The following is a 16,627-nucleotide window of genomic DNA, read 5'->3' as shown; positions in this document are numbered from 1 at the left end:
CGCCGCGATCGCGACCCGCTCGCCCAGGTCAGGCAGTACGTCCGCCTCGGACGCCTCCACCGCGAGCATGGCTCCGCCCTCAGGCAGAGCGCCCATCAGCCGGCCGCGCGCCGCCACCAGCGTGCACGCATCCTCCAGAGACCACACCCCGGCCACGTACGCGGCGGCGATCTCACCGATCGAGTGACCTGCCACGAAGTCCGGCGTCACACCCCACGACTCCAGCAGCCGGAACAGCGCCACCTCCACCGCGAACAACGCCGGCTGTGTGAACTCCGTCCGGTCGATCAACCCCTCACCCTCGAAAAGCACTTCACGCAACGGCCGGTCCAACAACCCGTCGAACCGCGCACACACCTCGTCCAACGCATCCGCGAACACGGGATAGGCGGCATACAACTGCCGTCCAGCACCCACCCGTTGGCTGCCCTGACCCGACATGAGGACGGCGACGAGGCGGCCCGGTCGGGCGGTGGCCGGGGACGGGGACGGGTCGAGCGGTGTCGTGGTGGTGGTCAGGGCCGCGCTCAGTTCGGCGCGGGTGTCCGCGACCAGTACTGCGCGGTGGGGCAGGGCGGCGCGGGTCGTGGCCAGGGAGTAGGCGATGTCCTGGAGGGAGAGGTGTGCGTGGCTGTCCAGCAGTGCTCCGAGGCGGTGTGCCTGGGCGGCCAGGGCGGCCGGGGTCTGGCCGGACAGTACGAACGGCAGGGGCTGGTCGCCCTCGGTGGGCCGGGGGGCCGCCGGGGTGGCGGCGGGGAGTTCGAGGATGGTGTGCGCGTTGGTGCCGCTGATGCCGAACGCCGAGACGGCGGCCCGGCGCGGTGCCTCGTGCTGCGGCCACTCGCGGGACTCGGTCAGCAGCTCCACCGCGCCCGACGCCCAGTCGATGTGCGGGGACGGCTGGTCCACGTGGAGGGTCTGCGGGAGGACGCCGTTGCGCATCGCCATGACCATCTTGATGACGCCCGCCACACCGGCGGCGGCCTGGGTGTGCCCGAGGTTGGACTTCACCGAGCCGAGCAGGAGCGGCCGGCCCGCGGGGTGCGCCTGGCCGTACGTCGCGAGCAGCGCCTCGGCCTCGATCGGGTCGCCCAACGCGGTACCCGTGCCGTGTGCCTCCACCGCGTCGACTTCAGCGGCCGTCAGGCCGGCGTCGGCCAGGGCCTCGCGGATGACGCGCTGCTGGGACGGGCCGCTGGGGGCGGTCAGGCCGTTGGACGCGCCGTCCTGGTTGACCGCCGAACCGCGGACCACCGCCAGGATCTGGTGGCCGTTGCGCCGCGCGTCGGACAGCCGCTCAACGAGCAGCAGGCCGACGCCCTCGCCCCAGCCCGTACCGTCCGCGCCGGCCGCGAACGCCTTGCAGCGGCCGTCGGCCGCGAGACCACGCTGCCGCGAGAACTCCACGAAGGTCGTGGGAGTCGACATGACGGTCACACCGCCGGCCAGCGCCAGGTCGCACTCCCCCGAGCGCAGCGCCCGCACCGCCAGGTGCAGCGCGACCAGCGACGACGAGCAGGCCGTGTCCACCGTCATGGCCGGGCCTTCCAGCCCGAACGCGTACGCGAGCCGGCCCGACACGACACTCGCCGAGTTGCCCGTGCCCAGGTGGCCGCCGACCTCTTCCTGGGCGGCGACGAGCAGGTGGCCGTAGTCCTGGCCGTTGGTGCCGACGAAGACGCCGGTACGCGAGCCGCGTACCGCGTCGGGTGCGACGCCCGCGCGCTCGAAGGTCTCCCAGGCCGTCTGGAGCAGGAGCCGCTGCTGCGGGTCCATCGCCAGCGCCTCGCGCGGCGAGATGCCGAACAGCGCGGCGTCGAAGCGGTCGGCGCCGGTGAGGAAGCCGCCGACCCGCACGTACGAGGTGCCGTGGCGCTCCGGGTCCGGGTCGTAGAGCGCGTCCAGGTCCCAGCCGCGGTCGCCGGGGAAGCCGCTGATCGCGTCCCGGCCGTCGGCGAGCAGCGCCCACAGCTCTTCCGGCGACTCGATGCCACCGGGGAACCGGCAGCCCATACCGACGATCACCACCGGTTCGTCCGCCGCTGCGGACGCAGGCGACGCCACCGGCAGGGCCGTCGTCGTCGGCGCGGACGCCGCCGACCCGGCACCGGCCAGCCGCTCCCGCAGCCAGGCCGCCAGCGCGGCGGGCGTCGGGTGGTCGAAGACCAGCCCGGTCGGCAGTCGCAGGCCGGTCACCGACCCGAGGCGGTTGCGCAGTTCGACCGCCATCAGCGAGTCGAAGCCGAGATCCTTGAAGGCGCGGTCGGCCGCGATGGCGTCGGCCGAGTCGTGACCCAGCACCGACGCGACATGCTCGCCGACCAGCCGGCTCAGCGCCCGCTCCTGCTCGGGCCGGCTCAACCCGGCGAGGCGGGCGCCGAGTTCGGCGCCCGGCACGGCTTCGGCTGAAGCGTCGGCGTCCTGGGCGGCGGTGGCGGCCGCCGGCTCCCGTACGTCGGGGAGGTCGCTGATCAGCGGGCTGCGGCGGACGGCCGCGTAGGCCGGGGCGAACCGGGACCAGTCGATGTCGGCGACGACCTGCACGGGGTCGCCGGCCGCATCGCCGGCCGCATCGCCCGCCGCCTGGGCGAGCAGGGTGACCGCGAGCCGTGGGTCGAGCGGGTTCATGCCGCCGCGCCGCATCCGGTCCTCGACTCCGCCGACGGCCATTCCGGTGCCGCCCCAGGGGCCCCAGGCGAGGGAGGCGGCGGGCAGGCCGAGGCCGTGCCGGTACTCGGCCAGTGCGTCGAGGTAGGCGTTGGCTGCGGCGTAGTTGCCCTGGCCCGCCGCGCCCAGCGTGCCGGACACCGACGAGAACAGGACGAACGCCTGGAGGTCGAGGGGCTGTGTCAACTCGTGGAGCAGCCAGGCGCTTTCGGTCTTGGCCCGGAGGACGGACCGCACCTGTCGGGCGGACATCCCGTCCAGCACGCCGTCGTCCAGGACACCGGCGGTGTGGATCACCGCGGTCAGCGGAAGCTCCGCCGGGATGGCCGCGATGACCGCCGCCAGCGCCTCCCGGTCGGCCGCGTCGCATGCCGCGACCGTGACCCGTACGCCCGGGTTCGCGCCCGGGTTCGCGTCCGGGTTCGCGCCCGGGTTCGCGCCCGGGTTCGCCAGTTCCGACAGCTCTGCCAGTTCCGCGACCAGTTCGGCGGCTCCCGGGGCCTCCGGGCCGCTTCGGCTGAGCAGCACCAGGTGCTGCGCGCCGTTCCGCACCAGCCAGCGGGCGACGTGGCCGCCGAGGGCGCCGGTGCCGCCGGTGACCAGGACGGTTCCGGTGGGCTGCCAGGCCGGGGCCTGGGCCGGGGCCGAGCCCTGTGCGGCGGCGGTGCGCTCCAGACGGCGTACGAAGACGCCGGAGGCGCGTACGGCCAGCTGGTCCTCGTCGCGCCGGCCCAGTACCCGTACGAGGCGGGCGGCGGACCGTTCGTCCAGCGACTCCGGCAGATCGACCAGACCGCCCCAGCGTTCCGGCAGCTCCAGCGCCGCCACCCGGCCCAGACCCCACATCGCCGCCGCCGCGGGCGCCGACACCCGGTCGGAACGGCCGACGGAGACCGCGCCTCGGGTCAGCAGCCACAGCGGGGCGTCGACCGAAGCGTCGCCCAGGGCCTGGATCAGGGTCAGCGAAGCGGTGACCGACGCGGGGTCGGGGCACTCGCCGGTGACACCGAGCGCGAGCAGCGAGACCACACCCGACAACGGGCCGGACGGGCTCGACGGGCCGGACAGCGCGGCCGTCAGCGCGGCGGCCAGCTCCTCGCGGGTGCTTCCGTCGCGTCCGTCACGTCCGTCGTCTCCATCGCTTCCGTCCACTTCGAGACGCACCGGTTCGGCGCCCGCCCGGGCAAGAGCGGCGGTGACCAGGTCAGCCGTAGCGCTGTCGCCTGCGGGTACGACGACCAGCCAGCCGCCGGACAGTTCGGCCGAGCCGAGGCCGGTCAGCGGCTTCCAGCGCGGGCGGTAACGGCGTTCGTCGGCGGCCGAGCGCTCACGGCGGCGGTTGCGCCATGAGGCGAGCACCGGCAGCGCGGCGGTGACCGCCGCCAGCTCCACGTCCGTACCGGGTTCCGTGGTGTCGAGGTCCAGCGCGGCTGCCAGCGAGTCCAGGTCCGCCCGTTCCACGGCCTCCCAGAGCCGCGCCTCGGCCGCGTCCGTCCCCCCGGCCGCCTTGGGCGTACGGGACTGGGTGGGCCAGTACCGCACGTCCTCGAACGCGTACGTCGGCAGGTCCACCCGGCGGACCGGGGCGCCCGAGAACCGGGCCCGCCAGTCGAGCGCGGCGCCGCGTACATGCAGCTCGGCGAGCGCGGTGTTCAGCGTCTCGTCCTCACCGCGCTCCCGGCGCAGCACCGGCACGGCCAGGACTCCGTCCGGCTCGCCCTCGGCCGCCGCCAGGGTGTTCTGGGCCATGGCGGCGAGTACGGAGTCAGGCCCGAGCTCGACGAAGGTGCGGACGCCGCCTTGACCGTGCAGCGTCGCGATCCCGTCGGCGAACCGGACGGCCTCACGGACGTGCCGGACCCAGTACTCCGCAGAGCACAGCTCCTCGGCCGTGGCCAGTTCACCGGTGAGGTTCGAGACGAGCGGGATACGCGGAGTGTCGTATGTCAGGCCCTCGGCCACGCGGCGGAACTCCGCCAGCATCGGCTCCATCAGCGGGGAATGAAAGGCGTGACTGACCGTCAGTTGTTTGACCCGACGGCCCTGTTCACGCCAGCGCGACTCCAACTCATCGACGGCTTCCGTATCTCCGGACACCACGACCGACGACGGACCGTTCACCGCAGCGACGGCGACGCGCTCGTCGAGTTCGGCCAGTACCTCGGCCTCGGTCGCCTCGACGGCCAGCATCGCGCCGCCCTCGGGCAGCGCACCCATCAGCCGGCCGCGCGCGGCCACCAGCGTGCACGCGTCCTCAAGGGACCACACACCCGCCACATACGCGGCAGCCACCTCACCGATCGAGTGACCGGCCAGGTAGTCCGGCCGAACGCCCCACGACGTCAGCAGCCGGAACAGCGCCACCTCGATCGCGAACAACGCGGGCTGGGTGAACTCCGTCCGGTCGATCAGCCTCTCGCCCTCGCCCTCGAAGAGGACATCCCGCAGCGGACGGTCCAACCACCCGTCGAACCGCGCACACACCTCGTCCAACGCATCCGCGAACACGGGATAAGCGGCGTACAACTCCCGCCCCGCACCCACTCGTTGGCTGCCCTGACCCGAGAACAGGAACGCAATGCGGCCCAGGATCCGCGCGCCGGCTGCGTCGGCGTCGGCCGTGCGGACGACGCGGTGGGAGGGGCGGCCGTCGGCGAGCGATGCCAACGCGCCGAGCAGGTCGCCGGGTTCGCACCCGATGACGGCGGCGCGGTGCTCGAAGGCGCGGCGGCTGGTGGTCAGGGAGTAGGCGACGTCGAGGGGCGCGGCCGGGTGGGCGGAGAGGTGTGCGGCCAGGCGGCGGGCCTGAGCACGCAGGGCGGGCTCGGTACGGGCCGTCAGGATCCAGGGGACGACGACCGCCGGGGCAACAGGGGCCTCGTCGGACTCAGGGGCCTCGGGGGACTCAGGGGCCTGCTCGATGATGGTGTGCGCGTTGGTGCCGCTCACGCCGAACGACGACACCGCCGCACGACGCGGCCTGCCCGTCTCCGGCCACGACACACTCTCGGTCAGCAACTCGACCGCACCGGCCGACCAGTCCACGTGCGGACTCGGCGCGTCCACGTGCAAGGTCGCGGGCAGCACTCCGTACCGCATCGCCATGACCATCTTGATCACGCCGGCCATACCGGCGGCGGCCTGGGTGTGGCCGATGTTGGACTTCACCGAGCCGAGCAGGAGCGGTTGTTGCGCGCTCCGCCCCTGGCCGTACGTCGCCAGCAGGGCCTGCGCTTCGATCGGGTCGCCCAGCGCCGTACCCGTACCGTGCGCCTCCACGGCGTCGACGTGGTCGGCCGACAACTGGGCGGACTCCAACGCCTGCCGGATGACCCGCTGTTGGGACGGGCCGTTGGGGGCCGTGAGGCCGTTGGACGCGCCGTCCTGGTTGACGGCCGAGCCACGGACCACGGCCAGCACCGGGTGACCGAGCCGCTGCGCGTCGCTCAGCCGCTCCACCAGCAGCATGCCGACGCCCTCGCCCCAGCCCGTACCGTCCGCGGCAGCCGCGAACGCCTTGCAGCGGCCGTCGTCCGCCAGACCCCGCTGACGGCTGAACTCCACGAAGGTGGCAGGGGTGGTCATGACCGTGGCACCGCCGGCGAGCGCCATGGTGCACTCGCCGGTGCGCAGCGCCTGCATGGCGAGGTGGAGGGCGACGAGCGAGGAGGAGCAGGCGGTGTCGACGGTCAGCGTCGGGCCTTCGAGGCCGAAGGTGTAGGCGAGGCGGCCGGAGACGACGGCGGCGGCGTTGCCGGTGCCGAGGTGGCCTTCGGCGGACTCCTGTGCGCCGAGGAGCAGCGCCGGGTAGTCCTGGCCGTTGGTGCCGACGAAGACGCCGGTACGGGAGCCGCGCGCCGACTGCGGATCGATGCCGGCCCGCTCGAAGGCCTCCCACGAGGTCTCCAGGAGCAGCCGCTGTTGCGGGTCCATCGCCAGCGCCTCACGCGGCGAGATCCCGAAGAACCCGGCGTCGAAGCGGCCCGCCTCCGCGAGGAAACCGCCCACGCGGACGTACGAAGTGCCCTGATGCTCGGGGTCGGGGTGGTAGAGCGCGTCCAGGTCCCAGCCCCGGTCGTCGGGGAACGCGCCGATCGCGTCGCGGCCCTCGGCCAGCAGCCGCCACAGGGCCTCCGGGGAGTCGACGCCGCCGGGGAAACGGCAGCCGATGCCGACGATGGCCACGGGCTCGTCGAGAGCGAGAGCGGAGGCGGGGACGGGGGTGAGGGCGCGGGCGGAACCGGGACGGCGATCGGCGGCGTCGTCGTCGCCGCTGCCGCTCGTCAGCTCGTCGCGCAGCCAGTCGGCCAGCGTCGACGGCGTCGGGTAGTCGAAGGCCAGCGAGGTGGGCAGGGGCAGTCCGGTCTCGCGGACGAGGCGGTTGCGCAGTTCGACGGCCGTGAGCGAGTCGAGGCCCAACTCCCGGAAGGCCCGGTCGGGTTCGACGGTCGTGGCGGAGGCATGGCCCAGGACGGCGGCGACATGTGCGCAGACCAGGTCCAGGACCAGCCGGGCCCGTTCGGTGTCGTCGGCCAGGCCGGCCAGCCGCTCGGCGAGGACGCCGTCCGCAGGCGTGGCGGCGAGCCCGGCGGCGGGCTCACCGGCGATGGCCGCGGCTTCCAGGGCGCGGCGGGCCGCCGGAACGCCCAGGAGCAGCGCGCTCGGGCGGGCGGTGGTGAAGGCCGGGGCGAACCGGGCCCAGTCGACCGCTGCGACCGCGAGTACGGGCAGCTCATCGGCGACCGCCCGGCCCAGTGCGGTCACGGCCAGCTCGGGGTCGAGGGCGGGCATGCCCAGTCGGCCGGCGCGGTCGGCCACCGTGCCGGTGGCGGCCATACCCGCGCCCGCCCACAGGCCCCAGGCCACGGACGTGGCGGGCAGCCCGGCGGCGGACCGGTGCTGCGCGAGCGCGTCGAGGTAGGCGTTGGCGGCGGCGTAGTTGCCCTGGCCCGCCGCGCCCAGCGTGCCGGACACCGACGAGAACAGGACGAACGCCGAGAGGTCCAGGTCGCGGGTCAGCTCGTGCAGGTGCCAGGCACCGACCGCCTTGGCGGCCAGGACGTCGGCCAGCCGCTCGGGCGACAGGCCGTCCAGCATGCCGTCGTCCAGTACGCCGGCGGCGTGCACGACAGCGGTCAGCGGGCAGTCCGCCGGGATGTCCGCGAGGACGGCCCGCAGGGCTTCCCGGTCGGCCACGTCGCAGGCCGCCACGGTCACGGTCACCGTCGCCGCCACGCCCTCCAGTTCCGCCAGCAGTCCGGCGGCGCCCGGCGTGTCCATGCCCCGGCGGCTCAGCAGCACCAGCCGCTCGGCCCCGTGCTCCGCGAGCCAGCGCGCGACCCGCGCACCGACACCGCCCAGACCGCCGGTGACCAGGACCGTGCCGGACGGGGTCCAGTCCGCCCCGGCCCCGGCGGGCGCGGGACTCAGGCGACGTACGAAGACACCGGACGGCCGTACCGCCACCTGGTCCTCCTGGTCCCCGTCGCGCCGGCCCAGTACCCGTACGAGGCGGGCGGCGGAGCGTTCGTCCAGCGACTCCGGCAGATCGACCAGACCGCCCCAGCGCTGCGGGTACTCCAGCGCCGCCACCCGGCCCAGACCCCACACCACAGCCCGCCCCGGCGCGGCCAGCCGGTCCGCGCGACCGACCGCCACCGCACCACGCGTCGCACACCACAACGGCGCCTCGACCCCGGCATCGCCAAGGCCCTGCAACAGGGCCAGCAGTGCGCCCGCGCCCTCGGCGTCCGGCGCGTCGCCGGCCGGGTCGGCGGTCGTCCCGAACCCGGGTAGGGCCAGCACCCCGGCGATGTTCTCGGTGTCCGCGTCCGCCAGCGCCGCCACGACTGCCTGACGGGAGACACCGCCCCCGGCCCCGGCGGGGAGTACGAGGGGAACGACGGTGGCACCGGCGGCCGTCAAGGCATCGCCGATGCGCTCGGCGTCTGTGTCTACGTAGGGGTCTGTGTCGGCGTCGGCGTCGGCGTGCTGCGCGACGTCCGACGGCAGCGCCAGCAGCCAGCGACCGCCCAGCGCACCGGACGGCCCGGCGTCCGCCAACGGCTGCCAGACGCTCTGGTACCGCCAGCCGTCCACGGTCATCCGCTGGTGCTTGCCCTGCCGCCAGGACGACAGCACCGGCAGCAGTTCCTCCCATCCCGCGCTCTGCTCGGCACCGGTCAGCTCGGCGAGGTCGCCGCGCTCCACGGCGGCCCAGAACTCCGCGTCCGACGCGTCCGCCAGGTCCGCCGGGTCGGCCGCCTGTCCGTACGCGACGGCGTCGGGGATCTGCGGCCAGTAGCGCTCACGCTGGAAGGCGTACGTCGGCAGGCCGACGCGCCGCGCACCGGTGCCCGACAGGACCGTCGGCCAGTCCACGGCCAGGCCTCGCACGGCCAGTCCGGCGACGGCTGCCGCGAGGGACAGCCGATCAGCACGGTCCCGGCGCAGGACGGGCAGACAGGCGGTGTCCCCGCCCTGGTCGGCCAGGGTGTTCTGGGCCATGGCGGCGAGCACGGAGTCGGGGCCGAGTTCGATGAACGTACGGACGCCGCCTTGACCGTGCAGCGTCGCGATCCCGTCGGCGAAACGGACCGCCTCACGGACATGCCGGACCCAGTACTCCGCAGAGCACAACTCCTCGGCCGTGGCCATCTCGCCGGTCAGGTTGGAGACGACCGGAATACGCGGACTGTCGTACGTGAGCCTCTCGGCCACGCGGCGGAACTCCGCCAGCATCGGATCCATCAACGGAGAGTGGAAGGCATGACTGACCGTCAATCGCTTGACACGCAGGCCCTGTTCACGCCAACGGGACTCCAACTCCCCGACGGCTACGGCATCGCCGGACACCACGACCGACGACGGACCGTTCACCGCCGCGACGGCAACGCGCTCGTCCAGCTCAGGCAGTACGTCCGCCTCGGACGCCTCCACCGCCAGCATCGCACCGCCCTCAGGCAGAGCACCCATCAGCCGACCACGCGCCGCCACCAGCGCGCAGGCGTCCTCCAGCGACCACACCCCGGCGACGTACGCGGCAGCGATCTCACCGATCGAGTGACCGGCCACGAAGTCCGGCGTCACACCCCACGACTCCAGCAGCCGGAACAGCGCCACCTCCACCGCGAACAACGCCGGCTGAGTGAACTCCGTCCGGTCGATCAGCCTCTCGCCCTCGCCCTCGCCCTCGCCCTCGAAGAGGACATCCCGCAGCGGCCGATCCAACATCCCGTCGAACCGCGCACACACCTCATCCAACGCATCCGCGAACACGGGATAGGCGGCATACAACTCCCGCCCAGCACCCACCCGTTGGCTACCTTGCCCCGAGAACAGGAACGCCGTCGGCGCATCCTCCCGCGCCGCGCCACGCGCAACGGCCGGGTGCGCGTGGTCACCGGCCGCGAGGGCGGCGAGGCCCTCCAGCAGGGCGGTACGGCCGTCGGCGGTGATCGCGGCGCGGTGGGTCAGAGCGGCGCGGCTGGTGGTGAGGGACAGCGCGATGTCGGCGGCGGCCAGGTCGGTGCGGTCGCCGACGAACTCGGCGAGCCGTGCGGCCTGTGCCCGCAGGGCGGCCTCGTTCTGGCCGGACAGCAGCCATGCCAGTGGCTGGTCGGCGCGGTCCCCGTCGCCCTCGGCGATGTCAGCGGCCGGGGGCTGTTCGATGATGGTGTGCGCGTTGGTGCCGCTGACGCCGAACGACGACACCGCCGCACGACGCGGCCTGCCCGTCTCCGGCCACGACACACTCTCGGTCAGCAACTCGACCGCACCGGCCGACCAGTCGACGTGCGGACTCGGCGCGTCCACGTGAAGGGTCGCGGGCAGCACTCCGTACCGCATCGCCATGACCATCTTGATCACGCCCGCGACGCCCGAAGCGGCCTGGGTGTGCCCGATGTTGGACTTCACCGAGCCCAGGAGCAGCGGACGGTCGTCCTCGCGCTCCTGCCCGTACGTCGCCAGCAGGGCCTGCGCCTCGATCGGGTCGCCCAACGCCGTACCCGTACCGTGCGCCTCCACGGCGTCGACGTGGTCGGCCGACAGCCGGGCGGACTCCAGCGCCTGCCGGATGACCCGCTGCTGCGCCGGACCGTTGGGGGCCGTCAGGCCGTTGGACGCGCCGTCCTGGTTGACGGCCGAACCGCGGACCACGGCCAGTACCTCATGGCCGTTGCGCCGGGCGTCGCTCAGCCGCTCCACCAGCAGCAGGCCGACGCCCTCGCCCCAGCCCGTACCGTCCGCGGCAGCCGCGAACGCCTTGCAGCGACCGTCCTCCGCCAGACCCCGCTGACGGCTGAACTCCACGAAAGCGCCCGGCGTGGACATGATCGTCACGCCACCGGCCAGCGCGAGCGTGCACTCGCCGGCCCGGAGAGCCTGCACCGCCAGGTGCAGTGCCACCAGCGACGACGAGCACGCCGTGTCGACGGTGACCGCCGGGCCCTCCAGCCCGAACGTGTACGCGAGCCGGCCCGATACGACGCTGGCGGCGCTGCTCGTGGCGAGGTAGCCCTCGCCGCTGGGGCCGCCGCTGTCGGCCGCCGCGGCCAGCAGGGCCGCGTAGTCCTGGCCGTTGGAGCCGACGAACACGCCCGTGCGGGAGCCCTGGAGCGAACGGGGGTCCAGGCCCGCGCGTTCGAACGCCTCCCAGGCGGTCTCCAGGAGCAGCCGCTGCTGCGGGTCCATCATGAGGGCTTCGCGGGGGGAGATTCCGAAGAGCGCGGGGTCGAACTGTTCGGCGTCGCGGAGGAAGCCGCCCTGGGTGGTGTAGGTGGTGCCGGGGTGGTCGGGGTCCGGGTGGTACAGGGCGCCGGCGTCCCAGCCGCGTTCGGCGGGGAAGCCGGTGACGGCGTCGACGTCCTCGGCGACCAGTCGCCACAGGTCGTCGGGGGAGGCGACGCCGCCGGGGTAACGGCAGCTCATGGCGACGATGACGACGGGATCGCCGTCAGTGTCGGTGTCGGCAGAGGACGTCGTGGCCTGCCGGGTGACGGTGGCCGCAGCGGCGTCGGGGCCGCCGTCCGCCAGTCGGGTGCGCAGGAAGGCGGCGAGCGCGGCCGGGGTGGGGTGGTCGAAGGCCACGGTGGTGGGCAGCGTCAGCCCGGTCAGTGCGGTGAGCCGGTTGCGCAGTTCGACGGCGATGAGCGAGTCGAAGCCCATGTCGCGGAAGGCCCGTGTGCTGTCCACGCCGTCGGCGGAGCTGTGGCCGAGGACGGCGGCGACTTCGGCGCGCACCGCGTCCAGGACCGCGCGGGTGCGTTCGGCGTCCGTACGGCAGGCGGCGAGCCGCTGGGTGAGCGCGGTGCCCTCGACGGGGCGGGCCGGAGGCGTGCCGGTGGTGAGGGCGGCGCGCACCTCGGGCAGGGCGGACAGCAGCGGGCTCGGGCGGACGGCGGTGAAGCCGGGCGCGAAGCGGTCCCAGCGGATGTCGGCGATGACCAGGCCGGCGTCGGGGCCGTCTGCGGCGGTCAGGGCGGTGACCGCGCGGGCGGGGTCCAGGGCGGTCAGACCGCGGCGCTGGAGGTGGTCGCGGGCGTCCTGGTCGGCTGCCATGCCCTCGCCGGCCCACGGCCCCCAGGCCAGGGCGGTGGCGGGCAGGCCGTGGGCGCGGCGGTGCTGGGCGAGGGCGTCGAGGTAGGCGTTGGCGGCCGCGTAGACGGCCTGGCCCGCGCTGCCCCAGACACCGGCGATCGAGGAGAACAGCACGAACGCGTCGAGCGGTTGGCCGGCGAGGAGTTCGTGGAGGTGGCGGGCGCCCGTGGTCTTGGCGTGGGCGACCTCGGCGGCGTCGGCGAGGGTGGTGTCGGCCAGGGCGCGGATCTCGCCGCTGCCGGCGGTGTGGACGACGGCGGTGAGCGGCGTGTCGGCCGGTACGGCGGCCAGGACGGCGGCGAGCGCGGCCCGGTCGGTGACGTCGCAGGCGGTGACGGTGACGCGGGCGCCGAGCGCGGTGAGTTCGTCGGCGAGTTCACGGGCGCCGGGTGCGTCGGGGCCGCGGCGGCTGGTCAGTACGAGGTGCTGGGCGCCGTTCCGCGCCAGCCAGCGCGCGACGTGGCCGCCGAGCGCGCCGGTGCCGCCGGTGACCAGGACCGTGCCGCGCGGACGCCACCCGGGGTTGCCGGACTGCCCGGACTGCGGGGCGTGTTCGAGACGGCGGGCGAAGAGGCCGGTGGCGCGCAGCGCGACCTGGTCCTCCACGGGGCCTGTGGCAGCGCCCGTGCCCGCGGCACCCGTACTGACGGCGGGGGCGGCGTCCGAGTCGGCAGCGTCCGCGTTGGCACCGGCACCGGAGGCGAGCAGGGCGCGTAGACGGGCCGCCGCGCGGTCGTCCAGGGTCTCCGGAAGGTCGATCAACCCGCCCCAGCGGCCCGGCTGTTCGAGTGCGACGACCCGGCCCAGGCCCCACAGCAGTGCCTGGTCGGGGTCGGCGGCGTCATCGGCGCGGCCGACCTGCACGGCACCGCGGGTGAGGCACCACAGGGGTGCGTCCAGCGCGGCGTCGGCCAGGGCCTGGCAGAGCAGCAGGGTGGCGGCGAAACCGGCGGTCAGCTCGGGCACGGCGGTGTGCGGGGCGGTGTCGGCGGCCAGCAGGGAGACAAGGCCGGTCAGCGGCTGCGCGCCGTCGGCGGCGAGGGCGGCGAGGCGGGCGGCCAGGGCTGCCCGGTCGTCGTCCGGGCGGACGGTGAAGGTGGTGCAGCTCGCACCGGAGCCGGTCAGGGCGTCGGCGATGGCCGTCGGCTCGGCGCGGTCGTGCTCTTCGGGGACCACGAGCAGCCATCGGCCGGTCAGCGGTACGGCGGTGGCGGGCAGAGCGAACGGCTGCCAGGTGGTGCGGTAACGCCAGCCACTGAGGGCGGAGTTCTCGCGTTGACGCTGCCGCCACGCGCTGAGCACGGGCAGCAGCGAGCCGAGCGCGTCGGCGGTGTCCTCGCTGTCGGGGCCGAGGTCGAGGGCGTCGGCGAGCGCGGTGTGGTCGGCGCGTTCCACCGCGTCCCAGAACCCGGCCTCACCGGCCGTGGCGACGGCAGCAGCGCCGTCCCCGCTGTCAGCGGTGCCGGCGAGGGCCTCGGTGAGCCAGTAGTGCTCGGGCTGGAAGGCGTACGTCGGCAGCGTGATCGTACGGGCGCCGGTGTGGGCGAGGTAGCCGGCCCAGCCGGACGGCAGGGCTCCGCGCACGTGGAGTGCGGCGAGGGCGCGGGCCAGCGCGCGGGACTCGGGCCGGTCGCGCCGCAGGAGCGGCACGGCGGCGCAGTCGGCGCCGGTGGTGTCGGCGGTCGCGGCGAAGGTCTCCTGGGCGAGGGCGGTCAGGACGCCGTCCGGGCCGAGTTCCAGGAAGGTACGCACACCGCGCGCGCCGAGCGTACGGACGCCGTCGGCGAAGCGGACCGCCTCGCGGACGTGCCGCACCCAGTACTCCGCAGAGCACAGCTCCTCGGCCGACGCCACCTCACCGGTGAGGTTGGAGACGACCGGGATACGCGGGGTGTTGTACGTCAGGCCCTCGGCCACGCGGCGGAACTCCGCGAGCATCGGGTCCATCAGCGGGGAGTGGAATGCGTGACTGACCGTCAATCGTTTGACGCGCAGGCCCTGTTCACGCCAGCGCGTCTCCAGCTCCTCGACGGCTTCCGCCGCACCGGAGACCACGATCGACGAGGGTCCGTTGACCGCCGCGACGGCGACCCGCTCGTCCAGCTCGGGACGCACCTCGTCCTCGGTCGCCTCGACGGCCAGCATCGCGCCGCCCACCGGCAGCGCACCCATCAGCCTGCCGCGCGCCGCGACCAGCGTGCACGCGTCCTCCAGGGACCACACCCCGGCCACGTACGCGGCGGCGATCTCACCGATCGAGTGACCGGCCAGGAAGTCCGGCCGAACGCCCCACGACATGAGCAGCCGGAACAGCGCCACCTCGATCGCGAACAACGCGGGCTGGGTGAACTCCGTCCGGTCGATCAACTCTGCTTCCGGCGAACCCGGTTCGGCGAACAGCACCTCACGCAGGGGTCGCTCCAGCAACCCGTCGAAGCACGCGGCGACCTCGTCGAGGGAGCGGGCGAACTCCGGTACGGCGGCGTGCAGTTCGCGGCCCATGCCGACGCGCTGGCTGCCCTGGCCGGTGAACAGGAAGGCGAGCTTGCCACGGGTGACGCTGCCGTGCACCACCTCGCCGGTGTCGGCCTCTCCCGCCAACCGGGCCAGCCCGGCGAGAAGTTCGGAGCCGTCGGTGCCGAGTACGACGGCCCGGTGCGGCCAGCCGGTGCGGGTGGTGGCCAGGGAAAGCGCCACGTCCCAGGGGTCCGGCGCCGACGACGCACCAGTGCGGCGCAACTGCGCCAGCAGACGGGCGGCCTGGCCGGGCAGCGCCTCGGCGGTGGCTGCGGAGAGGGCCCAGGGCGCCATGTGGGGGCGCTGGACGTTCCCGGGCGTCGGGGTCCCGCCAGAGACGTCGGAGGAGTCGGAGGAGTCGGAGACATCAGGGGCGACGGAGACTTCGGGGGCGTCTGCCGCCGGGGGCTCCTGCTCGATGATGACGTGCGCGTTGGTGCCGCTGATGCCGAAGGAGGACACACCGGCGCGACGGGGCCGACCGGTCTCGGGCCAGGCTGTCGGTTCGGTGAGCAGGCTGACCGCGCCGGTCGTCCAGTCGACGTGCGGCGTCGGCTCCGCCACGTGCAGGGTGCGAGGCAGCAGCCCGTGCCGGATGGCCATCACCATCTTGATGACGCCGGCCGCACCGGATGCCGACTGGGTGTGGCCGATGTTGGACTTCAGGGAGCCGAGCCACAGCGGCTGGTCCTCAGCGCGGTCCTGCCCGTACGCGGCCAGCAGCGCCTGAGCCTCGATCGGGTCGCCCAGGGCGGTGCCCGTGCCGTGCGCCTCGACGGCGTCGACATGCTGCGGGGTGAGCCCGGCGTTGGTCAGCGCCTGCCGGATGACGCGCTGCTGGGACGGGCCGTTCGGGGCGGTCAGGCCGCTGCTCGCGCCGTCCTGGTTGACGGCGGTGCCGCGCACCACCGCCAGCACCGGGTGACCCAGCCGCCGGGCGTCCGACAGCCGCTCCACCAGGAGCATGCCGACGCCCTCGCCCCACCCGGTGCCGTCCGCGTCGGCGGAGAACGCCTTGCACCGGCCGTCGGCCGCGAGGCCCCGCTGCCGGTTGAACTCGACGAAGATGCTGGGGGTGCCCATGATCGTCACGCCGCCGGCCAGCGCCATCTCGCACTCGCCGGACCGCAGCGCCTGTACGGCCAGGTGCAGCGCCACCAGCGACGACGAGCAGGCGGTGTCGACCGTGACCGCCGGGCCCTCGAGGCCGAAGGTGTAGGCGAGCCGACCGGAGACCACGCTCGTGGCGTTGCCGGTCAGCAGATGTCCCTCGGCGCCCTCCGGCACACCCCGCAGCGCGCCGTACCCCTGCCCGGCCGCGCCGACGAACACCCCGACCTGCCGACCGCGTACGGCGGCCGGAACGATCCCGGCGCGTTCGAACGCCTCCCACGACGTCTCCAGCAGCAGCCGCTGCTGCGGATCCATCGCCAGCGCCTCACGCGGCGAGATACCGAAGGCCCCGGGGTCGAACTCCCCGGCGTCGTAGACGAATCCGCCCTTGAGCGTGGGCACGGCGGCCAGCGCACCGGCCTCGGCCGTGCCGTCGTCCGGCGTGGGCCAGCCACGGTCGGCGGGGAACTCCGCCACCGCGTCCACGCCGTCGGCCACCACCCGCCACAGGTCCTCGGGAGAGCGCACCCCGCCGGGCAGGCGGCAGCCGATGCCGACGATCGCGATGGGCTCGCGGCTCGCCTCCTCGACCTCGCGCAACCTGCGCCGGGCATCCCGCAGATCTGCGGTGGCCCGCTTCAGGTAGTCGAGGTACTTCTCCTCATTGGCCATTACGGGGTCCCTTTGCGCGGCTTGTTCGGGGGTTCGACGATCGGCAGGGCGGAGCGGG

At 74.3% G+C, this 16,627-nt stretch carries 1 protein-coding gene (running past one end of the window); it reads right to left on the bottom strand.

What is annotated here, in order from left to right:
* Positions 1 to 16,569, bottom strand: partial view of a type I polyketide synthase gene (locus tag OG352_RS33305; RefSeq protein WP_329222050.1) — the 5' end (the start) only. The gene continues 20,361 nt to the left of window position 1, outside the view; 16,569 of the gene's 36,930 nt are visible here — the first part of the coding sequence; it begins with the start codon at positions 16,567 to 16,569; the stop codon falls past the left edge of the window.
* Between the last annotated feature and the right edge of the window lie 58 nt (positions 16,570 to 16,627).

Origin of the sequence: Streptomyces sp. NBC_01485, from assembly GCF_036227125.1 — a bacterium.
GTDB lineage: Bacteria > Actinomycetota > Actinomycetes > Streptomycetales > Streptomycetaceae > Streptomyces.
This window is presented reverse-complemented; position numbering and strand designations above follow the sequence as displayed.